Annotated in this window: 18 protein-coding genes; 3 read left to right on the top strand and 15 right to left on the bottom strand. The window is 59.7% G+C overall.

Annotated features, from left to right (window positions below; all coding sequences use genetic code 11):
• Nucleotides 1-12 precede the first annotated feature (12 nt).
• Entirely contained in the window at nucleotides 13-1,194 is a 1,182-nt protein-coding gene (locus tag PMI37_RS16625; protein WP_008082818.1) for an aminotransferase class V-fold PLP-dependent enzyme, read from the top strand.
• A 4-nt stretch (nucleotides 1,195-1,198) separates the two neighbouring features.
• Here PMI37_RS16625 and PMI37_RS16620 read toward each other — a convergent pair whose 3' ends face one another.
• From PMI37_RS16620 to zwf, 4 genes are all read right to left on the bottom strand, one after another.
• Nucleotides 1,199-1,924, bottom strand: coding sequence for an intradiol ring-cleavage dioxygenase (locus PMI37_RS16620; protein ID WP_008082816.1), 726 nt, complete (start codon nucleotides 1,922-1,924; stop codon nucleotides 1,199-1,201).
• Nucleotides 1,925-2,193: 269 nt separating this feature from the next.
• Nucleotides 2,194-2,859, bottom strand: a complete 666-nt coding sequence (locus PMI37_RS16615) for a bifunctional 4-hydroxy-2-oxoglutarate aldolase/2-dehydro-3-deoxy-phosphogluconate aldolase (protein ID WP_008082815.1) — start codon at nucleotides 2,857-2,859, stop codon at nucleotides 2,194-2,196.
• Between the two features lie 17 nt (nucleotides 2,860-2,876).
• Nucleotides 2,877-3,590 (bottom strand): 6-phosphogluconolactonase, encoded by a 714-nt coding sequence (gene pgl, locus PMI37_RS16610; RefSeq protein WP_008082814.1) that lies wholly within the window; start codon nucleotides 3,588-3,590, stop codon nucleotides 2,877-2,879.
• Nucleotides 3,577-5,043, bottom strand: a complete 1,467-nt coding sequence (gene zwf, locus PMI37_RS16605) for a glucose-6-phosphate dehydrogenase (protein WP_008082813.1) — start codon at nucleotides 5,041-5,043, stop codon at nucleotides 3,577-3,579. Before zwf ends, pgl begins: the two co-directional genes overlap by 14 nt.
• 226 nt (nucleotides 5,044-5,269) lie before the next feature.
• Here zwf and PMI37_RS16600 point away from each other — a divergent pair, with 226 nt between their 5' ends.
• Nucleotides 5,270-6,130, top strand: coding sequence for a MurR/RpiR family transcriptional regulator (locus PMI37_RS16600; protein WP_171057240.1), 861 nt, complete (start codon nucleotides 5,270-5,272; stop codon nucleotides 6,128-6,130).
• Nucleotides 6,131-6,273: 143 nt separating this feature from the next.
• On the opposite strand, the gene PMI37_RS16595 is transcribed toward PMI37_RS16600, so the two are convergent.
• From PMI37_RS16595 to edd, 11 genes are all read right to left on the bottom strand, one after another.
• Nucleotides 6,274-7,128 (bottom strand): D-hexose-6-phosphate mutarotase, encoded by an 855-nt coding sequence (locus PMI37_RS16595; protein ID WP_008082812.1) that lies wholly within the window; start codon nucleotides 7,126-7,128, stop codon nucleotides 6,274-6,276.
• 313 nt (nucleotides 7,129-7,441) lie between these two features.
• On the bottom strand, nucleotides 7,442-8,791 hold the full coding sequence (locus tag PMI37_RS16590; protein ID WP_008082811.1) for a carbohydrate porin: 1,350 nt from the start codon (nucleotides 8,789-8,791) through the stop codon (nucleotides 7,442-7,444).
• A gap of 221 nt (nucleotides 8,792-9,012) precedes the next feature.
• Nucleotides 9,013-10,173: an ABC transporter ATP-binding protein gene (locus tag PMI37_RS16585; protein WP_008082810.1), complete on the bottom strand. Its 1,161-nt coding sequence runs from the start codon at nucleotides 10,171-10,173 to the stop codon at nucleotides 9,013-9,015.
• Between the two features lie 2 nt (nucleotides 10,174-10,175).
• Nucleotides 10,176-11,021, bottom strand: coding sequence for a carbohydrate ABC transporter permease (locus tag PMI37_RS16580; RefSeq protein ID WP_008082809.1), 846 nt, complete (start codon nucleotides 11,019-11,021; stop codon nucleotides 10,176-10,178).
• The gene (locus PMI37_RS16575) at nucleotides 11,014-11,922 is read right to left on the bottom strand and encodes a carbohydrate ABC transporter permease (RefSeq protein WP_008082808.1); all 909 of its coding nucleotides are present in this window, start codon (nucleotides 11,920-11,922) and stop codon (nucleotides 11,014-11,016) included. Before PMI37_RS16575 ends, PMI37_RS16580 begins: the two co-directional genes overlap by 8 nt.
• 213 nt (nucleotides 11,923-12,135) lie before the next feature.
• A complete protein-coding gene (locus PMI37_RS16570) occupies nucleotides 12,136-13,437 on the bottom strand; it encodes an ABC transporter substrate-binding protein (protein WP_008082806.1) in 1,302 nt (433 codons plus the stop codon).
• Nucleotides 13,438-13,555: 118 nt separating this feature from the next.
• On the bottom strand, nucleotides 13,556-14,815 hold the full coding sequence (locus tag PMI37_RS16565; protein ID WP_008082804.1) for a D-mannose isomerase: 1,260 nt from the start codon (nucleotides 14,813-14,815) through the stop codon (nucleotides 13,556-13,558).
• A 188-nt stretch (nucleotides 14,816-15,003) separates the two neighbouring features.
• Entirely contained in the window at nucleotides 15,004-16,473 is a 1,470-nt protein-coding gene (locus tag PMI37_RS16560; protein WP_008082803.1) for an ATP-binding protein, read from the bottom strand.
• Complete coding sequence (locus PMI37_RS16555; RefSeq protein ID WP_008082801.1) at nucleotides 16,463-17,194, bottom strand: response regulator; 732 nt, start codon at nucleotides 17,192-17,194, stop codon at nucleotides 16,463-16,465. Before PMI37_RS16555 ends, PMI37_RS16560 begins: the two co-directional genes overlap by 11 nt.
• 166 nt (nucleotides 17,195-17,360) lie before the next feature.
• A complete protein-coding gene (locus PMI37_RS16550) occupies nucleotides 17,361-18,311 on the bottom strand; it encodes a glucokinase (RefSeq protein ID WP_008082800.1) in 951 nt (316 codons plus the stop codon).
• Entirely contained in the window at nucleotides 18,308-20,134 is a 1,827-nt protein-coding gene (edd, locus tag PMI37_RS16545; RefSeq protein ID WP_008082799.1) for a phosphogluconate dehydratase, read from the bottom strand. Before edd ends, PMI37_RS16550 begins: the two co-directional genes overlap by 4 nt.
• Before the next feature lie 220 nt (nucleotides 20,135-20,354).
• On the opposite strand from edd, the gene gap reads away from it, so the two are divergent.
• Nucleotides 20,355-21,356: a type I glyceraldehyde-3-phosphate dehydrogenase gene (gene gap, locus PMI37_RS16540; protein WP_007917884.1), complete on the top strand. Its 1,002-nt coding sequence runs from the start codon at nucleotides 20,355-20,357 to the stop codon at nucleotides 21,354-21,356.
• Nucleotides 21,357-21,459: the final 103 nt, after the last annotated feature.

Below are 21,459 nucleotides of genomic sequence, written 5' to 3'. Positions count from 1 at the left end.
GAGCCAGCCGCCATGCCTGACAACACCCGCCGCGCCCGTGACGAAGCCTTCTGGCAGACGTTTGCCGACCGATACGATGTGCAACCCGGTCCCGTGAACCTGGAGAACGGTTACTTCGGGCGTATGTCGCGCACGGTGATCGAGGAGTATCAGCGCAACATCGAGCTGATCAACACCAGCAACTCGGTGTACGTGCGCCAGCGTTTTGAGCAGCACGACAACCTCGATATCCGCGCTCAACTGGCCGAGTTGATTGGCGTGCGCGCACAAAGCGTAGCGTTCACGCGCAATGCCACCGAAGGTTTGCAGTCGCTGATCCGCAACTACAACCGCCTGCAGCCGGGTGATGAGGTGCTGATCTGCGACCTGGAGTACGACACGGTCAAGGGCGCCATGCGCTGGCTGGCCAAGCATCGCGGCGTCGAGGTGATCGAGATTGCCCACACCCATCCGGCGAGTTTCGACAGTTTGCTGGAGGCGTACCGCGAGGTATTTATCGGCCATCCGAAACTCAAGCTGATGGCCCTGACCCACGTTACCCACCGCACCGGGCTGGTGATGCCAGTGCAAGCCATCGCCGCGCTGGCCAAGGAGTACGGGGTCGACATCATCCTCGATGGCGCCCACGCCCTGGGGCAGATCGAGTTCGATTTCGAGGCATTGGGTATCGCCTTCGCCGGCTACAACCTGCACAAGTGGATCGGCGCACCACTGACCCTCGGTTTCCTCTATATCGCGCCACAACGCCTGGCCGACATCGACCCCGACATGGGCGAGATGCATTACCCGATCAATGACATCCGCGCCCGCACCTCTTACAGCACACCGAACATTCCGGCGCTGATGACTCTGCCGCTGGTGTTCGAGGAACATCGTTCACTCGGTGGCGCTGCGGCCAAAGGCGCGCGACTCAACTACCTGCGCAACCTGTGGGTCAGCGCCGTGCGGCACTTGCCGGGCATCGAAGTGATGACGCCGGACGATCCACGCTTGTATTGCGGGATCACCGCGCTGCGTTTCAGCCGCCATGACGATCAGCAGGCCATGGCCGAGCGCCTGCTCAATGATTTCAATCTGTTTACCGTGGTGCGCAACGGTGCTGCGTGCGGGCCGTGCATCCGCATCACCCCTGGGCTGACGACCACCGCTGGTGACATGCAACTGCTGACCCGCGCGCTGAACGAACTGCGCTGATTGGCTAGACGGTATATTTGTCGAAGTCCTCGGGTTTGATCTGCGAAGACGCGGCAAACGTGTCGATGCCGATCGTGAGGTGGCCGAAGAAACCGTCCTCGTGGGAATCGCGGCCGATCGGCCAGACCGTCAAGGTCGAGGCCTCGCCGCCCATGTCGGCATAAATGCTGTCCTGCGCATTGTTCAGCGCCGTCGTTGCCCGGCCACGATAGGCCTTGGCGTTGAGCACCGAGCGCGAGACAACTTCAGGAAAATACAGCTGCCCGACCCAGGCCACGTTACGTTCTTCGAGAAACTCGTTGCCACTGACGATGCGCACCGCGACATGAATGTGCAGCGCACGACCGGCGTAGAAGCCCGGATAGATCGTGGTGAAACGCACCCTGCCCTTGTGATCGCAAAACTGGCTGCCGCGCAGATACGTGTCATCGTCGGTGCGCGGGATCGAGCCGATGTCGTCGGAGTCGACTTCCAGGTCCGGGTTGATCCGGCTCCAGCCCGAATACGCACCCCGCGCGTTGCAATGCCAAATGTCGACCAGCGCCCCACTGACGGGCTCACCGGTCATTGCATCGACGATGGTCAGGCGCAGCAGCAGCGGCAAGCCGTCAGCGCCTTCGCTGATGTTGCGACGCAACAGTTGCGGGTTACGGAAATACGGCCCGGCGATCTGCTCGGGGGCCAGTTGATAAACGGGGTTCAGTGAGGCTGTTGCAGAGTCTCGATCCATGACACGTTCTCTCTTCCATAAGATGAACGCAGATTAGCGCCACGCAAAAGCCTGTGTGCGGTAACTATGTATCGCGTCGTAACTCCGGACTGCGATCTTTTGGCGTCGCCATTTGAAAGCAAGATCAAAAGATCGCAGCCTCGTTGCCATGTAGGAGCTGCCGCAGGCTGCGATCTTTTGATGTTGGCTTTTCTGTGGGCAAAAAAAACGGTGCGCCGACCGAGCGCACCGTAAAGCCGTAGAACACACAACGAAGTGTTTGGTATCAATCAGTCCAGCAGCGCCAACGCTTCGGCGGTGCATTCCTGAATCCGCGCCCAGTCGCCGTTCTTGATCCACTCTGGATCAAGCATCCAGCTACCGCCCACGCACATGACGTTTTTCAGCGCCATGTAGCTCTTGATATTGGCTGGGCCGACGCCGCCAGTCGGGCAGAATTTCACTTCGCCGAACGGGCCGCCGAGGGCCTTGATTGCCGCGACGCCACCGCTGACCTCAGCCGGGAACAGCTTGAAGCGGCGATAACCCAGACCGTAGCCTTCCATGATGCCGGAGGCGTTGCTGATGCCCGGCAACAGCGGAATCGGGCTGTCGACGCTGGCTTCCAGCAAATCACGGGTGATGCCCGGGGTGACGATGAATTGCGAACCTGCCGCTTCTGCCGCCGCGAGCATGTTGCGATCGAGCACGGTGCCGGCACCGGTCATCAATTCCGGACGCTGGTCGCGCAGGATCTGAATGGCCTTGAGGCCGAACTGCGAACGCAGGGTCACTTCCAGCGCGGTCAGACCACCGGCGGCCAAGGCGTCGGCCAACGGCAGCACGTCCTGTTCGCGAGCGATGGTGATCACCGGCAGGATCCGCGCCTTGGCGCAGAGGCTGTCGATCAGGGCAACTTTGTCCGCCATGGAAACGGTCGGGGATGGGGTTGTCATAGCGGCTGTTCCTTGGCTCATGGGCACCAGTAAATGTCTAACGTAGGTTGCAGAAACGCGCGCACCGGCATGGCGGCGACGTCGTCGGATGCCAGCGCGGCATTCAGGGTGGTCAGCTTCGACTGACCGGAAATCGACAGAATCTTGTGCTTCGCCGACGCCAGCAGCGCACGGCTCATGGTCAAGCGCTGACGCGGCACGCTCGGCGCCAGCATCGGCCAGCAACGGCGCACGCCATCGGCCTGCAAGGCTTCGGTCAGGTTTGGGCTGTCGGGGAACAGCGACGCCGTGTGGCCGTCATCGCCCATGCCCAGCACCAGCACGTCAATCGGCGGCAACTCGGCGAGCAAGCGATCAGCCTGTTCGGCCGCCTGTTCGACGTTGGCCGCCGCGCTATAAAGGCTGAGGAACTGCGCCTTGGCCGCCGGACCTTTGAGCAAGTACTGCTTGAGCAAACCGGCATTGCTGTCGGCGTGTTCAACCGGCACCCAACGCTCGTCGGCGAGGGTTACGACGACCTTCGACCAGTCCAGTTCCTGCTTGGCCAGGTGCTGGAAAAACGCCACCGGGCTGCGACCGCCCGACACCACCAGCACCGCGTTGCCGCGTGCCGCAATGGCCTCGCTCAATTGCTTGGCGACGTTCAGCGCCAGACCTTCGGCCAACAGCACCGGGCTCTTGAATTCGTGAGCGTTTACGCCCGCAGGCAGTTGCACATTAGATATCGCCATACCACGACCTCCCGTCCCGCGTGATCAATGCAATGGAGCTCATCGGCCCCCACGACCCGGCGGCGTACGGCTTGGGCGCGTCACCGGATTTTTTCCAACCGGCGATCAACTGGTCACACCATTTCCACGCGGCTTCGATTTCATCTTTACGGACAAACAGGTTCTGATTGCCGTTCATCACTTCCAGCAACAACCGCTCGTAGGCATCGGGGATCCGAGCGCTACGCCAGGTGTCGGAGAAATTCAGTTGCAGCGGGCCGCTGCGCAGTTGCATGCCTTTGTCCAGGCCCTGCTCTTTGGTCATCACGCGCAAGGAAATGCCTTCGTCCGGTTGCAGGCGGATGATCAGTTTGTTGCTGATCTGCAAGCGCTGCTCGGGGGCGAAGATGTAGTGCGACGGTTCCTTGAAGTGGATGACGATCTGCGACAACTTTTGCGGCATGCGCTTGCCGGTACGCAGGTAAAACGGCACGCCAGCCCAGCGCCAGTTGCGGATGTCGGCCCGCAGAGCGACGAAAGTTTCAGTGTCGCTCTGGGTGTTGGAATTCGGTTCTTCAAGGTAACCCGGTACGGATTTTCCTTCGCTGTGGCCTGCGATGTACTGGCCGCGCACCACTTGCGTGGTCAGGCCTTCCGGGCTGATCGGTGCCAGCGCCTTGAGCACTTTTACTTTCTCGTCACGGATGCTGTCGGCGGACAGGTCGGCCGGTGGGTCCATGGCGATCAGGCAGAGCAGCTGCAACAGGTGATTCTGGATCATGTCGCGCAGTTGGCCGGCCTTGTCGAAGTAGCCCCAGCGGCCTTCGATGCCAACCTTCTCGGCCACGGTGATTTCCACGTGGGAGATGTAATTCTGGTTCCACTGGGTTTCGAACAGGCTGTTGGCGAAACGCAGGGCGATCAGGTTCTGAACGGTTTCTTTGCCCAGATAGTGGTCGATGCGGTAGGTGCGGTTCTCCGGGAAGAACTGCGCCACGGCGTCGTTGACCTTGCGCGAGGATTCAAGGTCGGAGCCGATCGGTTTTTCCAGCACTACACGAGTGTTTTCTGCCAGACCGACTTTCGCCAGGTTCTCGCAAATCGCGCCGTACACCGCGGCCGGTGTGGCGAAGTAGGCAATCATGCGTTGCGTGCTGCCGGCCAGTTCGGCCAGCGCCACATAATCTTCGGATTTGAGGAAATCGACGTGCAGGTAGGTCAGGCGTGCGAGAAAACGCTCGGCGACGGCCTCGTTCAGCTCTTTGCCCACATAACGACGCAGTTCGGCGGCGATAAACGCCATGTGCTGCTGCTCGGAACCTTCTTCACGGGCCAGCGCGATGATGCGCGTGTCCTCGTGCAACAGGTCGGCGCCATCGAGGTGGTAAAGCGCGGGAAACAGCTTGCGCAGGGCCAGATCGCCAAGCGCGCCGAACAAGGCAAAGGTGCACGGTTCAACCGTAATCGAAGGCATGATGTTTGTTCTTTTATCAAGTTAAGCTACAAATACCTTTTTTCAAGGCATCACTCAAGGGAAAATGTAGTAATAACCACAACATTTTCGCAAAATACAGATTCCGAGTGGTGGTCGCTCGGACGCATCAGTAGGATAGGCCACCGTGACGGGCCATATCAAAGGCCCAATTTGCATAGCCCGGCGCACCTTTGCGCAGGTGAATTAGGAATTCCATATGGACCGCGTGCGAAATTTACTGGAACAGATCCAGAGTCGCCTTGAAGACCTGAACAAGGCCGAACGCAAAGTCGCCGAGGTGATCCTGCTCAACCCGCAGCAGGCCACCCGCTTCAGCATCGCCGCCCTCGCCCAGGCGGCGTCGGTGAGCGAACCGACGGTCAACCGTTTCTGCCGTTCGTTCGGCGTCAGCGGCTATCCCGAACTCAAGCTGCAACTGGCGCAAAGCCTGGCCAGCGGCGCGGCGTATGTCAGTCGCGCGGTCGAGGCCGATGACAATCCCGAGGCGTACACACAAAAGATTTTCGGCAGCGCCATCGCCTCGCTGGACAGCGCTTGCCAGGCGCTCGATCCGAACCTGATCAGCCGCGCGGTCGACCTGTTGATTCAGGCCCGGCAAATCCACTTCTTCGGCCTCGGGGCTTCGGCACCGGTGGCGCTGGATGCGCAGCACAAATTTTTCCGTTTCAACCTCGCGGTCACCGCGCACGCCGATGTGTTGATGCAGCGGATGATTGCTTCGGTGGCGCACACCGGCGAACTGTTCGTGATCATTTCCTACACCGGACGTACCCGTGAACTGGTCGAAGTGGCGCGCATTGCTCGCGAGAACGGCGCTTCGGTGTTGGGTTTGACGGCGGAGAACTCGCCGCTTGCCAAGGCGAGCACCTTGAGCCTGAACATTCCGCTGCCGGAAGACACCGACATCTATATGCCGATGACTTCGCGGATCATTCAGTTGACCGTGTTGGATGTCTTGGCGACGGGGATGACGTTGCGTCGCGGGGTGGATTTCCAGCCGCATTTGCGCAAGATCAAAGAGAGCTTGAATGCGAGCCGGTATCCGGTGGGTGACGAGTTCAACTGATCCGGAATCTTGGCTGACTGATCTATCGCTATCGCTGGCAAGCCAGCTCCCACAGGGTTCGTGCCGAACATTAATTTTTCGGACACTCATAAAACTGTGGGAGCTGGCTTGCCAGCGATGGGGCCAGCTGAGACGACACAAAACTAAGCCGCGGCCCACGCCTGCAAACTCAAATGCGCCTTCTCCCCCGGCGCCAGGTGCAGGCTGTCCGTCCCGCCCGCCGCCGCTTCCACACAGACAAACTCCAACACCTCATCCCAGCTCACACCCAGCAACGGCCGTGCCCCCGGATGCCAGACCACCGTGTCAGCACTGTCACCGGTATCGATGCACAATTCGCGCTGCCAGGCGTGATCCTTGAGCTGCAATTCACCGTCATGCTGGAACACCCGCTGACAACCGCCATCTACCCGCAACTCGCCTTCCTGCTGGCAAGACTGGCGATTCAACTGGTCATAACCCTGCGCCCCTTCGAGTCCAGACAGCGCTATCTCACCGACATCGCCAATACGCCAGTAAGCGTGCAAAGCCTGGCTCAACTGGCACGGCATGTCGTCCTGATGCTCGGTGCTCAGGCGTAACTCCATGCGTTCGCCAAGGTGCGCATGCAGGTCAACCTGCCAGTCACACAGTTGCAATTGCCAGTGCAGGCGGACGCCGTCATCGCTGGTGCTACTGTCGATCAACTTCCAGTCGAGCAAACGCGCCCAGCCATGGGACGGCCATGCGTTTTCGCTCGGATGACGGCCATACCACGGCCAACAAACCGGCACACCGCCACGGATCGCACCGACATGCGGCCACTTCGCCGCGCACCACAACCATGGCTTTTGCCCGCGCGGTTGAAAGTGCAGCAACTGCGCGCCCTGACGACTGAACACCGCCTGACACAGCGGGTGATCGATCACCAACACGTCGCGCATCTGATAGCGCTCCCAGGCGAACACCGGTTGTTCACGCAGGGATTTGAAAAAGCGTTGTAGCGGATGCTCATGCATGGGCCACGGTCCTGAAAATCATGGGGGTACTTATCAATCCAAAAGCCTTGCACAGCACTTTGTGGCGAGGGGATTTATCCCCGTTGGGCTGCGAAGCGGCCCTAAAACCATTCAATGAGGTGTATCAATCAGACCGCGTTTTACGGATTTGCGACTGCTTCGCAGCCGAACGGGGATAAATCCCCTCGCCACAAAAAACTCTCCAGCCACAAAAATCATCAAGTAACACATCAGACCTGTGTCACAAAAAAAAGCGGACAGCCTTGGCTGTCCGCAAATATGCGCACATAGAGAGGAGCTTATCGCAGACGCGTCAGAACGTAGACTGAATTTTCAGGCCAGCGACCAAAGCGTTGTCCACATCATCCACACCGCCCGGGTGAGTGATGTATTGCAGGTTAGGACGTACGGTCAGCCAATTGGTGACGTGGAAGCCGTAGTTGATTTCGTAGTTGTATTCGGTTTCACGAATCGGCGAAAACACCGGATTGTCGTAATCCGACACACCGTTGGACACGTTCAGCAGCTCGGCGTTTTTTTTCACGTCATCGTTGACGTGGATACGTGCCGCGCCGATACCGACGTCATCCTTCGGACGCGCGTCGAACGGGCCTTTGTAGACAAACATCACCGACTGGTAGTTGTCGATGAAGTTGGTGTCTTTGTCGTGGAACGTGGCGTTGGCCGCGATGTTCAGACCGCGCGAGGCATCACCGTTGTGGCTGGTGAGTTGCTGTTGCGCGACGAACCAGTAGCCACTTTTGCTGCTGTGAGACTTGTAGGCGTCGCCAGTGGTAGCAGCGTCGAAACCGTTGACGTCTTCGCGAACGTCGTCGGCATCGGCCGTGCTCTTGTAGTAACCGACGCGGTATTCGCCCGGCAGGCTGTTGACCTTCGGCGACCAGACCAATTCAACCGGAAGAACGGTACCTTTGGTGCCGCTGCCGCTGAGCTTGAAGCCGTTGCCGTGTTCCAGCTGCGACGGGTTCTGGTTGTATGCGCCGATCTGCGCGTAAAGCTCGTCGTTGATGTTGTACTTCACGCGGATGGCAGCCTGGCTAACCGGCCAGTTGTACCAGATGTTGGTGGCCCAGTTACCCACTTGGGAGCCACAGAACGCCAGGTTCTGGAAATCGCACGGGAAGGTGTTGAAGTCTTCGCCTTCACCGAAGTAACCGGCCTTGACGTCGAGTTTGTTGTCGAAGAACTGGTGCTGAATCCACAATTGGGTCAGACGCACCATGTGGCCACGACCGTAAACTTCCTGCGAGGAGCTCAGGGTGCCGGCACGCGGATCGCCAACGCGGTCGTTGGAGATGTTGTAGCCGTTACGGTTGGTCAGCTGGATCTTCGCCTGGGTGTTATCCCAGCCCCACAGCTTTTGCAGATCGAGTGCCACGCCCAGACCGAACTGGTCAGCGTAACGCGCAGTCTTGTCGTCGTTGTAGCCACCGTTAAGGTTGCCCCCGACTTCCCCAACGTAGTCGGCCTTGATGTCGATACCCTGCTCGATCAGCTTGGTCCGCTCGCCACCCCAGTCACCGGTCATCCATTTCGAATCGGAGCTGAAGGCATCCGCCGCCATGGCGTTACCGGCCAGCACCAATGCCGCCGCAGCTGACACTTGGCAGATCAACCGGGCATTGACGTGTTTCATTTTCATCCCTACATCCTCGTCTTTATTGTTATTAACTGTTTTTATCTAACGCGGTTTACATAAATTGCGATGGATTACAGGCAATCCACCGCGTGCTCCTTGTGGAATCCAATCCCTGTGGGAGCTGGCTTGCCAGCGATGGCATCGACTCTGTTCCACTGTGAACCGAGTTGCCTGCATCGCTGGCAAGCCAGCTCCCACATGACTGCATTCCAACCTTGATCTGTTTACCGGCCTTTGAATTGCGCCACGTTCGCAGACCGCGCATCGGTCTGTGGCAGGCCCGCAACACCCAAACGCTCGCCGGTGTTGGCATCAAACAACAACACTTTCGACGGATCGAATTGCAGCGTCAGGCTCTCGCCCACTTGCGGTGCCACGTCCGGCGCCAGTCGGCAGCAGACTTTGGTTTCATTCAAATTGACGAACACCAGCGTGTCCGGTCCGGTCGGCTCGGTGACCTGCACTTCGGCACGAATGCTCGGCAGGCCGTTGCCCTCGCCGTTCGCCAGAACGATCTGCTCAGGGCGCAGGCCGAGGATCACTTCGCGATCTTCGAGGCCGGCGTCCTGCATGCTCATCGGCAGCTCGCAACGGGCCTGGCCGCTGTCGAGCAACGCCAGCAGACGACCGTCCTTGCGTTGCAGGCGTAGCGGGATGAAGTTCATCGGCGGCGAACCGATGAAGCTCGCCACGAACAGGTTGGCCGGGTCGTTGTAGATCTCTTTCGGCGTGCCGAACTGCTGAATGATGCCGTCCTTCATCACCGCAACCTTGTCGCCCAGAGTCATCGCTTCGATCTGGTCGTGGGTCACGTAGACCGTGGTGGTTTTCAGGCGCTGGTGCATCAGTTTCATTTCGGTGCGCATCTCGACACGCAGCTTGGCGTCGAGGTTGGACAGCGGTTCGTCGAACAGATAAATCTTCGGTCGACGCGCCAGCGCACGGCCCATCGCCACACGCTGTTGCTGACCACCGGAGAGCTGACCCGGCTTGCGGTTCAGCAAGTGTTCGATCTGCAGCAGCTTGGCGACGCGCGCGACTTCTTCGTCGATTGCCGCCTGCGGCATCTTGCGAATCTTCAGGCCGAATTCGATGTTCTCGCGCACGCTCATGGTCGGGTACAGCGCGTAGGACTGGAACACCATGGCGATGTCGCGATCCTTCGGACTCATGCCGCTGACGTCTTGATCACCGATCATGATCGCGCCGCCAGTGATGGTTTCCAGACCGGCGATGCAGTTCATCAACGTCGATTTGCCACAGCCCGACGGGCCGACGAGGATCAGGAATTCGCCTTCCTTGATCGACAGTTCGATGTTCTTCAGGGTGTCCGGCAGGCCGGCACCGTAGGTCTTGTTTACGTTGCGAAGTTCGAGCGTTGCCATGATTACCCCTTGACTGCGCCGGCCGTCAGCCCGCGCACGAAATACTTGCCTGCGACCACATAGACCAGCAGGGTCGGCAGGCCGGCGATCATCGCCGCTGCCATATCAACGTTGTATTCCTTGGCGCCGGTGCTGGTGTTGACCAGGTTGTTCAGCGCTACCGTGATCGGTTGCGAATCACCGCTGGAGAACACCACACCGAACAGGAAGTCGTTCCAGATCTGGGTGAACTGCCAGATCAGGCAGACCATGATGATCGGCGTCGACATCGGCAGAATGATGCGGCGGAAAATCGTGAAGAAACCCGCACCATCCAGACGTGCGGCTTTCACCAGCGCATCCGGAATGCTCACGTAGTAGTTACGGAAGAACAGCGTGGTGAACGCCAGACCGTAAACCACGTGGATAAACACCAGGCCGGTGGTGGTGCTCGCCAGGCCCATCTTGCCGAGGGTGAACGAGGCTGGCAGCAGCACGGTCTGGAACGGCAGGAAGCAGCCGAACAACAGCAGGCCAAAGAACAACTGCGAACCGCGGAAGCGCCAGAACGACAGCACATAACCGTTCAATGCGCCGATGCCGGTAGAGATGATGACTGCTGGAACGGTGATCTTGATCGAGTTCCAGAAGTAACCGTCAACCGTGGCCCAGGCCTTGACCCAGCCGATGCCGCTGACCACGGTCGGCCAGCTCAACAGGTTGCCGGTGCTGATGTCTTCCGGGGTCTTGAAGCTGGTCAGCAACATGACCACCAGCGGCACCAGATACAAGAACACCGCGAAAATCAGCACCGCGTAGATCGCGATGCGACTCAGGCTGATAGCAGGTTTGGCAGCGAGACTAGTCATTGCGCTTGGTCCTCAGCTCGGAATACAGGTAAGGCACGATGATCGCGAGGATCGCGCCGAGCATCAGAATCGCACTGGCCGAGCCCATGCCCATCTGGCCGCGACTGAAGGTGAAGGAGTACATGAACATCGCCGGCAGGTCGGAGGAATAACCCGGGCCACCGGCGGTCATCGCCGCGACCAGGTCGAAGCTCTTGATCGCGATGTGCGCCAGAATCATCACCGCGCTGAAAAACACCGGACGCAGGCTTGGCAGCACCACTTTCCAGTAGATCATCGGCATGCTCGCGCCATCGATCTGCGCGGCACGGATGATCGATTGATCAACGCCACGCAGGCCGGCGAGGAACATCGCCATGATGAAGCCCGAGGCTTGCCAGACAGCAGCGATCACCAGGCAATACACCACGCGATCAGGGTCGATCAGCCAGTCGAGACGGAAGCCTTCCCAGCCCCAGTCACGCAACAATTTGTCCAGGCCCATGCCCGGGTTGAGCAGCCATTTCCACGCGGTACCGGTAACGATCATCGAGAGCGCCATCGGGTACAGGTAAATGGTGCGGATAAAGCCTTCGCGACGGATGCGCTGGTCGAGGAACACCGCCAGCAACACGCCGATCACCAAAGTGATGCCGATGAACATGCCGCCGAACACCGCGAGGTTTTTGCTCGCGACCCACCAGCGGTCGTTGTCGAACAACCGTGCGTATTGCGCCAGGCCAGCCCACTTGTAGTTGGGCAGGAAAGTCGAGGTGGTGAACGACAGCACGAACGTCCACAGGATGTAGCCATAGAAGCCCACCAGAACGATGAACATGCTCGGCGCCAGCACCAGTTTTGGTAGCCAGCGCTGCAATGCATCGAACGGCGAGGCCTTGCTGAACACAGCAACAGAACTCATGGGGAAATCCAGAATAAAGATGACAAGGGCATTTCCCTGTAGGAGTGAGCCCTGTGGCGAGGGGATTTATCCCCGTTCGGCTGCGAAGCAGTCGCAAAACCATTGCATGCGGTGTTTCTGAAACTGCGCCGCTGCAACTTTCTGGGGTCGCTGCGCAACCCAACGGGGATAAATCCCCTCACCACAAAAGCTCGCTCCTACAGGGGCCAAGCATTACTTGGCGGACTTGATCGCTGCGCCAAGTTTCTTGGCGGTGTCGGCCGGGTCGGCTTTCGGGTCGTTGATGTAGTTGGTCACGACATCAAAGAACGCGCCTTGCACGGCCAGCGTGGTCGCCATGTTGTGCGCCATGCTTGGTTGCAGGCCGCCGGACTTGGCGTCAGCCAGGAAGTCCTTGGCAGCAGTCTGTGCGCAGGAGTCGAAGCCCAGCGATTCCATATTGTTCAACATGTCGTTGCGAACCGGGATCGAGCCTTTGTTGATGCTGAAGACTTTCTGGAAGTTTTCACCCAGTACGACTTTGGCGATGTCCTGCTGACCGGCCGCAGTGCCTGCGTCCTTCTGCTTGAACACGGCCAGCGAGTCGATGTTGTAGGTGAAAGCCTTGTCGGTGCCCGGGAAGGCTACGCACTGGTAATCCTTGCCGGCGATTTTCTTGGCGGCGGTCCATTCGGACTTGGCCCAGTCACCCATGATCTGCATGCCGGCCTTGCCGTTGATGACTTTGGCCGCTTCCAGGTTCCAGTCCTGACCTTTGCCGTCGGCGTCCATGTAGGTCGCGACTTTCTTCAGCTCGGTCAGCGCCTTGACCATTTCCGGGCCGGTCAGCGCGGCGTTGTCCAGATCAACCAGGGCTTTCTTGTAACCATCGACACCCATGACCGAAAGCACCACGGCTTCGAACACGGTGCTGTCCTGCCAAGGCTGACCGCCATGAGCCAGCGGAATGAAGCCCGCAGCCTTGAGCTTGTCGCCTGCGGCATAGAATTCTTCGAGGGTGGTCGGGTTCTTGGTGATACCGGCTTTCTTGAAGACTTCCGGGTTGATCCACAGCCAGTTCACGCGGTGAATGTTCACCGGCACGGCCACGTAATCACCGTCGTACTTCACGGTATCGGAGACTTTCTTGTCGAGCAGACTGTCCCACTTTTCCGACTTGGCGACGTCTTTCAGCACGTCGGTGTCGAGCAGGCCGGTCGACGCCCATTCCTGGATGTCCGGGCCTTTGATCTGAGCAACGCCAGGCGGGTTGCCGGCGACTGCACGGCTTTTCAGCACGGTCATGGCAGTCGCACCGCCACCACCGGCGACAGCGCCGTCTTTCCAGGTGAAACCGTCTTTTTCGACTTGAGCCTTGAGCACATCAACAGCGGCTTTTTCGCCACCGGACGTCCACCAGTGCACGACTTCGACCGAACCTTTGGATTCGGCAGCGGAAACACTGAGAGGCAGAATTGCGAGCGGGAACAGGGAGGCGACAGAAATGACAGTAGCGAGGCGAGAAATCGCATTCATCTGAGATGTACCTTTCTTGTTGTTATGCATGCAAGTCTGGTGCTTGCGCTGCACAGGAGTTTAAACAGGACGTTTCCCTTCGCAGGTAACGAAGGGACGCGCGAATGTCACCACATGGTTACACAGGAGAACCCTGAGACAACTGCGCTAAAGCAGTCGCCATGCTCGGTGACAAGGGTAGACGAGGGATCAGCACCGCTTGCCAGGCGTGATACAGATCGGGTTTGCCCGCCCAGATATCGGCACTTGGGACATTTTGCGGATTGAGTTCGTGATGCCAACTGCCGTCGCAACGATCGATGAAATGCGTTTCGCAGAATTCCCAGAACAGCCGGTACCAGGTTTCGTATTGCGCATCGCCGGTGCGTTTGAGCAAGGCACTGGCAGCCGCGCTGGCCTCGGCGTGCGTCCAGTGCAGACGATGGCGGACCACGGCTTTGTTGCCCCAGTCGAGGGTGTAGACGATGCCCGGCAAACCATCGACGTTCCAGCCGTTGCGGCAGTTGTTCTCAAAGAGTTTCTGCGCGTCGGTCGCCAGCCAGCCGGGGGTGAGCATGCCAGCCTGAACCCGTGCAGCTTCGAGGTGTAACAGCAACCGCGCCCATTCGAAACCGTGGCCCGGCGTGGTGCCGTAGGGGCGGAAACCGTCAGCCGGATTGTCGTGGTTGTACTCGCGCAACGGTTGCCAGTCGCGGTCGAAGTGCTCGATGACCATGTAACCGTTGGCGGCAGCGTGGCCGTGAATCACCCGCTCGACGATGCGTTGCGCACGCACCAGCCAGCGCGGGTCTTCGGTGACATCGGCCAGTGCGAGGAATGCTTCGGTGGCGTGCATGTTGCTGTTGGCGCCGCGATAGGCTTCTTCTTCGCTCCAGTCGCGATTGAAGAACTCGCGCATGGCGCCCTCTTCTTCGCTCCAGAAATAGGTGTCGATGATGTCGATGGCATCATCGAGTAACGCTTGGGCGCCGGGACGTTTGGCGACCACCGCGGAACTCGCGGCCAGCGCGACGAACGCGTGCAGGTAGGCGTTCTTGCCGGTGTTGTCGTCGCGGTGTTCGGCGACCGCAAACCAGCCACCGTGCAACGCATCACGCAACAGCCCACGCAGGGCGGCAATGCCGTGATCGACCAGTTCGGCAAAACCCGGCAGGCCCTGAATATGGGCCATGGCAAAGCTGTGGGTCATGCGCGCGGTGTTCATGGTTTCGGCTTGCGCGTTCGCGGGCAGACGGCCGCGTTCGTCGAGGTTGCCGAAGCCTTGCGGCAGTTTTGCTGCCTTGGCGAAATCCAGCAGGCGCAGGCCTTCAGCGGCGAGCCATTGCTGGTGGGCAGGGGCGTTCAGCCAACTGCTGAAGCCGGGTTGGAAGCGATCCATGGGTGGCCTTTTTTGTTGTTATGACTGCGCGGAGTCTAAACAACGGGCCGGGATGGGCTTGTAACGAAGGGGGCGGGTTTTGTCACTAGCCAGTGACATTGGCAAGAGCAAAGTCAAAAGATCGCAGCCTTCGGCAGCCCCTACAGGGATCAGTGTAGGAGCTGCCGAAGGCTGCGATCTGTTGATCTTCAATCCGCGGAACGCGGCAATTGCAGGGTCACCCGCAACCCACCCTCACGCAAATTCTGCAACGTCACCTCTCCGCCATGACTATGGGCAATATTGCGCGCAATCCCCAACCCCAGCCCATACCCCTGCTGCTGCCCCGCCAACCGGAAGTGCGGCTCAAACACCTGCTCCAGCCGCTGCTCGGGCACACCCGGCCCTTCATCATCGACATGCAAGACGAACGCGCTGTCATCGTCATCGATGTGCAGATGCGCGTTCTGCCCATACTTCAACGCGTTGTCGATCAGGTTGCCGATACAACGCTTCAACGCCAGAGGCTTGCCCGGATACGCCGCCAGCGCCCGACCATGCTGAGTCACGCGACCATTGCCGTTCGGCGCCAGATACGGCTCGACCAGACAATCCAGCACATGGTTAAGGTCCACCGGCTCGATGTTCTCGTGGATGTCGGTGTCTTTCACGCATTGCAGCGCGCCTTTGACCAGCAACTCCAACTCATCCAGATCGCGGCCGAACTTGGCTTGCAGCTGTTCGTCTTCAAGCAATTCCACGCGCAAACGCAAACGGGTGATCGGCGTGCGCAAGTCATGGGAAATCGCGCTGAACAACTGGCTGCGCTCGGTCAGGTAACGGCTGATGCGCTCGCGCATGCTGTTGAAGGCGCGGCCCACTTCGACCACTTCACTGCCGCCGCCTTCAGCCACCGGCTCGACGTCGGCGCCCAGCGACATGTCCCGCGCGGCCCGTGCCAGGCGCTTGAGCGGCCGGCTCTGCCAGTGCACCAGCACACCGATGAACAGCAGCAGAAAACCGCTGGTGAGGACGATGAACCACACCTGTTGCGACGGCAGGCCTTGTTCTTCGAGGCTGGTGTACGGCTCCGGAAGCAAAGAAGCGATGTACAGCCATTCGCCCGGTGCCATCTGGATTTGCGTGACCAGCACGGGCGGGTTCACCGGCTCGAGGGTCAGCGCGTAATGCGCCCAGGAGCGTGGCAGCTCATCGAGTTTCAGCCCGGCATTGAAGATTCGCAGATCTTCGGGGCTGACAAAGGTCACCGAAATATCGGTGTCATGGCCCAAGGTCTGGCGCAGCACTTCGTCGACCGCTTTCATCACTGCGGCTTTACGCGGCGTAACCGGCAGCACGTCCATGCCCAACGGTTTGTCGTTGAGCGTCACCACGAAGCGGGTGCCGCCCATGCTGCGCAACTGATCGAGCACCAATGGCCGGTAAGCCACCGGCAACGAGCGGAAATAACTGACGCTGGCGGTCATCGAATGGGCGAGGCTGCGGGCGCTAGTGACCAAGCCTTCAAGCTGGGTGGCGCGCAGCTGCGAGACCCAGATCACGCTGGACAACGTCTGCGCAAACAGCACCGCCAGCAAGGTCAGCAGCAACATCCGCCCGAGCAGCGAGCGTGGCACCGGCACCTTGGCGGCGAGTTTACGCAGCGACTCAGTGACCATTGCCGGCAACCACATTGGCTGCAAGTTGATAGCCGCTGCCACGTACGGTGCGGATCAGTCGTGGCGGTTTTTCGGTGTCGCGCAGACGCTGGCGCAAACGGCTGACGGCCATGTCGACGATGCGATCGAGTGGCATCAGATCGCGGCCCCGGGTGGCGTTGCCGATGGTGTCGCGGTCGAGGATTTCCTGCGGGTGATCGAGGAAGAGTTTCAGCAGGGCGAAATCGGCGCCGGAGAGAATCACTTCCTCGCCGTCGGTGTGAAAGAGACGATGGCTGACCATGTCCAGCCGCCATTCATCGAACGCTAGCACTTCGCTGCCGTTACGTTCCTGGCCGAATTGCGCGCGGCGCAGCAGGGCTTTGATCCGCGCTTGCAGTTCGCGCGGGCTGAAGGGTTTGCCGAGGTAGTCGTCAGCGCCGAGTTCGAGTCCGATCACGCGGTCGGCTTCGTCGGAACTGGCGGTGAGCATGATGATCGGCACCTGCGCCTGACGCGGATGCTGACGCACCCAGCGGCACAAGCTGAAGCCGTCTTCGTCGGGCAGCATGACATCGAGGATCACCAGATCGCTCGGCGCTTCATTGAGTGCCTGACGGAAACTGGCGCCATCGGCGGTGGCCCGCACCTGAAACCCGGCGCGGGTCAGGTAGGTTTCCAGCAACTCGCGTATTTCCTGGTCGTCATCGACCAACAATATCGACTTGTTGACTGAGCTCACTTCGAAGGCATCCTTGTTGTTGGAATTGGGGCGGATTATGCCTGATGAACCTTGGAGATTTGTTGTCTGTTCTGGCCTCATCGCTGGCAAGCCAGCTCCCACAAGGATCTGTGTCGTTCACAAAACCTGTGGGAGCTGGCTTGCCAGCGATGAAGGTGACTCGGTATCAAGCCTGTTCGAGGGCCACACCCGCGCCAACGAGGCCAGAATACGGCGCTGTCACCAGCCACACCGGAATGCCTTTGAAGTAATCGCTCATGCACCCTTTGTCAGCGAAGCTACGGGCAAAACCGCTTTCGAGGAAGAAATCGGCAAAGCGTGGAATCACCCCGCCAACGATATACACCCCGCCACGCCCACCCGTGGTCAGCACGTTATTGCCGGCCACACGGCCGAGCCAGCAGCAGAACTGCTCCAGCACTTCCAGCGCAATCGGATCACCCGCCAGCCCGGCTGCGGTAATCGCTTCCGGCGTATCCAGCGTCGGCTCATGCCCGTCCACCGCGCAGATCGCCCGGTAAACCCGTGGCAAACCGCCGCCGCTCAACGCGGTTTCCGCGCTGACATGGCCAATCTCATTGTGAATGTGCTGCCACAATTGCGTTTCACGCGGGCTGCTCAGCGGCAGATCGACGTGACCGCCCTCGCCCGGCAACGCCGCAAAACGACCTTCACCCAAATCAAGCAAGGTACCGACGCCAAGGCCAGTGCCCGGGCCGATCACCACAGCAGGGCGCAACGGCTCCGGCGTACCCTCGCAGACCACGCGGAATTCGCCCGGCTGCAAACGGGTCATGCCCAGCGCCATCGCCGAGAAGTCGTTGACCAGCAACAACTGCTCGACCTGCAAGGTTTGGCAAAACGCCTTACGGCTCAGCCGCCAGTGATTGTTGGTGAACTTGAATTCATCACCACTGACCGGGCCGGCCACCGACAGGCACACCGAACCGATCGAACCCGGCGCCAGACCGAGCCCGCTCAGGTAGAGGCTGATCGCCTCTTCCGGGCTGGCGTGGTCGGCCGTGGCCAAGACCTGAACCGATTCCAGTTGCTGGTTTTTCCACAACGCAAATCGCGCGTTGGTGCCTCCGATGTCACCGACCACAGCCAGTTTCAATTAAGCGTCTCCAGGGCAGAAGTGAAGGCGCTGGCGCCCTGCTCTGCCGAGCTGAAGGCCATGCGCATGAAGCCGAACAGTTCGCGTCCGCTGCCAATATTGTTGCCCAACAGGCCTTTGGCAGGTTCGCGTGCTGCAAATTCGTCGGCATCGACCTTGAGTTCCAAGGTGCCTTTGACGCCATCGACGCGGATGATATCGCCCTCTTGCACGCGCGCCAAAGCGCCACCGACATAAGCTTCGGGGCTGACGTGAATCGCCGCCGGGATTTTCCCCGAGGCGCCGGACATGCGCCCGTCAGTTACCAGCGCGACTTTGAAGCCGCGATCCTGCAGCACGCCGAGGAACGGCGTCATCTTGTGCAGCTCGGGCATGCCGTTGGAGCGCGGGCCCTGGAAGCGCATCACCGCGACAAAATCTTTTTCCAGCAGACCGGCCTTGAACGCGTCGGCCAGATCCTGTTGATCCTGGAACACCATCGCCGGTGCTTCAACGATCTGGTTTTCCAGCGCGACGGCGGAAACCTTCATCACACCGCGGCCGAGGTTGCCTTCCATAACGCGCAAACCGCCTTCCTGCGAGAACGCACGAGCGACCGGACGCAGGATGTTTTCGTCGAGGCTGTCGACCGGGCCTTCGCGCCAGACCAGCTCGCCGTTATCAAGGAACGGTTCTTTGGTGTACTTGCTCAAGCCGTGGCCGAGCACCGTGTTGACGTCTTCGTGCAACAGACCGGCGCCAAGCAGTTCGCGGATCAGGAACGACATGCCGCCCGCCGCCTGGAAGTGGTTGATGTCGGCTTTGCCGTTCGGGTAGACGTGGCTCAGGGTCGGCACGACTTCGGAGAGGTCGGCCATGTCTTGCCAGGTCAGTTGAATGCCTGCGGCCATGGCGATGGCCGGCATGTGCAGAGTGTGGTTGGTCGAGCCGCCGGTGGCGTGCAACGCAACAATGGAGTTGACCAGCGACTTCTCGTCGACGATTTCGCCGATCGGCATGAAGTTGCCGTTCTGTTTGGTCAGGCGCGTGACCTGGTGCGCGGCTTCGCGGGTCAGCGCATCACGCAGCGGCGTGTTCGGGTTGACGAAAGAAGCGCCCGGCAAGTGCAGGCCCATGACTTCCATCAGCAACTGGTTGGTGTTGGCGGTGCCGTAGAAGGTGCAGGTGCCCGGGCTGTGGTAGGACTTCATCTCCGATTCCAGCAGCTCTTCGCGGGTGGCTTTGCCTTCGGCGTACTTCTGGCGGACGTCGGCTTTTTCCTTGTTGGAAATCCCCGAGACCATCGGCCCGCCCGGTACGAAAATCGTTGGTAGGTGACCGAAACGCAGCGAGCCCATCATCAAACCCGGGACGATCTTGTCGCAGATGCCGAGCATCAGCGCACCGTCGAACATGTTGTGCGACAGCGCCACAGCGGTCGACATGGCGATCACTTCGCGGCTCGGCAGGCTCAGCTCCATGCCCGGCTCGCCCTGGGTCACGCCGTCGCACATCGCAGGGGTGCCGCCGGCGAACTGGCCGACCGAGCCGATTTCGCGCAGGGCGTTCTTGATCTGCTCCGGGAACACTTCGTACGGCTGGTGCGCCGAGAGCATGTCGTTATACGAAGAAACAATGGCGATGTTCGCCGAGTTCATCATCCGCAAGCTGTGTTTGTCTTCACTGCCGCAACCGGCCACGCCGTGGGCGAAGTTGGCGCATTGCAGCTTGCCGCGCATCGGCCCGTCAGTGGCGGCGCCGCGAATCAGTGCAAGGTAAGCCTGACGCGTGGCGCGGCTGCGGGCGATAAGCCGTTCGGTGACCTCAAGAACGCGGGGATGCATGTGTAGAACTCCAGGCTAACGGATGTGGCGACCTGATTGTCTATGCTGATCAAACGCCGTTGTTGTTGGAATGACAGACGGCTTTTTTGACCAATCGGACCAGTTGATTCAGGTCACTCGTTGTAGATAAAACAAAATATTGCCACTAAAAAGGCTTGTTTTCTATTTTTATGCGAATAATCTTGTAATTCCAACAACAAAACGACGGCGGCGCTGTTCCATGACTCTACGAATCGCAATCAATGGTTTTGGCCGCATCGGCCGTAATGTCCTGCGCGCACTGTATACCCAAGGCTATCGACAGGATTTGCAGATCGTCGCCATCAATGATCTGGGCGACAGCTCGATCAATGCCCATCTGCTCAAATACGACACCGTTCACGGCACGTTTGACGCGCAAGTCGAACATGACAATGAAAGCCTGACCGTCAACGGCGACCGCATTGCGGTCAGCGCCATTCGCAACCCGGCCGAACTGCCATGGGCGGCGGAAAAGATTGATGTGGTGTTCGAATGCACCGGTCTCTTTACCGATCGCGCCAAAGCGGCCGCGCATATTACTGCCGGCGCGCGCAAAGTGATCATCTCGGCCCCGGCCAAAGGCGCCGACGCCACCGTCGTATATGGTGTGAACCACGACATTCTGCGCCAGTCGCACCAGATCATCTCCAACGCTTCGTGCACCACCAACTGCCTGGCACCGGTGGCGCAGGTGCTGCACCGTGAGTTGGGCATCGAAAGCGGTCTGATGACCACCATTCATGCCTACACCAACGACCAGAACCTGACCGACGTTTATCACACCGACCCGTACCGCGCGCGTTCGGCCACGCAGAACATGATCCCGAGCAAGACCGGCGCCGCTGAAGCGGTGGGCCTGGTGCTGCCGGAACTGGCCGGCAAACTGACCGGCATGGCGGTGCGTGTGCCGGTGATCAATGTGTCGCTGGTGGACCTGACCGTACAGCTGAAAAAAGAAGCCAGCGCCGAAGAGGTCAACGCGCTGATGAAGTCTGCGAGCCAGCACTCGAAGATTCTCGGTTTCAACACCCTGCCGCTGGTGTCCAGCGACTTCAACCACAACCCGCTGTCGTCGATCTTCGACGCCAACCACACCAAATCCAGCGGCAAACTGCTGAAGGTGCTGGCCTGGTACGACAACGAATGGGGCTTCTCCAACCGCATGCTGGATAACTGCCTGGCGCTGTGTAACGCCGAGTAATCCGACATTGGCGGGGTGCGCTCACCTGATGGCCTAACGTAAATCCAGGTAGGAGCTGCCGAAGGCTGCGATCTTTTGATCTTGTTTTTAAGATCAAAAGATC

The organism is Pseudomonas sp. GM80 (assembly GCF_000282515.1).
GTDB lineage: Bacteria > Pseudomonadota > Gammaproteobacteria > Pseudomonadales > Pseudomonadaceae > Aquipseudomonas.
This window is presented reverse-complemented; position numbering and strand designations above follow the sequence as displayed.

Excerpts from the sequence above, each read along its gene's own strand:
- gap (WP_007917884.1), top strand. The coding sequence starts at position 20,355 with ATGACTCTACGAATCGCAATCAATGGTTTTGGCCGCATCGGCCGTAAT.
- PMI37_RS16560 (WP_008082803.1), bottom strand. The coding sequence starts at position 16,473 with ATGGTCACTGAGTCGCTGCGTAAACTCGCCGCCAAGGTGCCGGTGCCA.
- PMI37_RS16575 (WP_008082808.1), bottom strand. The coding sequence starts at position 11,922 with ATGAGTTCTGTTGCTGTGTTCAGCAAGGCCTCGCCGTTCGATGCATTG.
- PMI37_RS16590 (WP_008082811.1), bottom strand. The coding sequence starts at position 8,791 with ATGAAAATGAAACACGTCAATGCCCGGTTGATCTGCCAAGTGTCAGCT.
- PMI37_RS16620 (WP_008082816.1), bottom strand. The coding sequence starts at position 1,924 with ATGGATCGAGACTCTGCAACAGCCTCACTGAACCCCGTTTATCAACTG.
- edd (WP_008082799.1), bottom strand. The coding sequence starts at position 20,134 with ATGCATCCCCGCGTTCTTGAGGTCACCGAACGGCTTATCGCCCGCAGC.
- zwf (WP_008082813.1), bottom strand. The coding sequence starts at position 5,043 with ATGCCTTCGATTACGGTTGAACCGTGCACCTTTGCCTTGTTCGGCGCG.
- PMI37_RS16570 (WP_008082806.1), bottom strand. The coding sequence starts at position 13,437 with ATGAATGCGATTTCTCGCCTCGCTACTGTCATTTCTGTCGCCTCCCTG.
- PMI37_RS16625 (WP_008082818.1), top strand. The coding sequence starts at position 13 with ATGCCTGACAACACCCGCCGCGCCCGTGACGAAGCCTTCTGGCAGACG.
- PMI37_RS16615 (WP_008082815.1), bottom strand. The coding sequence starts at position 2,859 with ATGACAACCCCATCCCCGACCGTTTCCATGGCGGACAAAGTTGCCCTG.
- PMI37_RS16580 (WP_008082809.1), bottom strand. The coding sequence starts at position 11,021 with ATGACTAGTCTCGCTGCCAAACCTGCTATCAGCCTGAGTCGCATCGCG.
- PMI37_RS16595 (WP_008082812.1), bottom strand. The coding sequence starts at position 7,128 with ATGCATGAGCATCCGCTACAACGCTTTTTCAAATCCCTGCGTGAACAA.
- pgl (WP_008082814.1), bottom strand. The coding sequence starts at position 3,590 with ATGGCGATATCTAATGTGCAACTGCCTGCGGGCGTAAACGCTCACGAA.
- PMI37_RS16585 (WP_008082810.1), bottom strand. The coding sequence starts at position 10,173 with ATGGCAACGCTCGAACTTCGCAACGTAAACAAGACCTACGGTGCCGGC.
- PMI37_RS16565 (WP_008082804.1), bottom strand. The coding sequence starts at position 14,815 with ATGGATCGCTTCCAACCCGGCTTCAGCAGTTGGCTGAACGCCCCTGCC.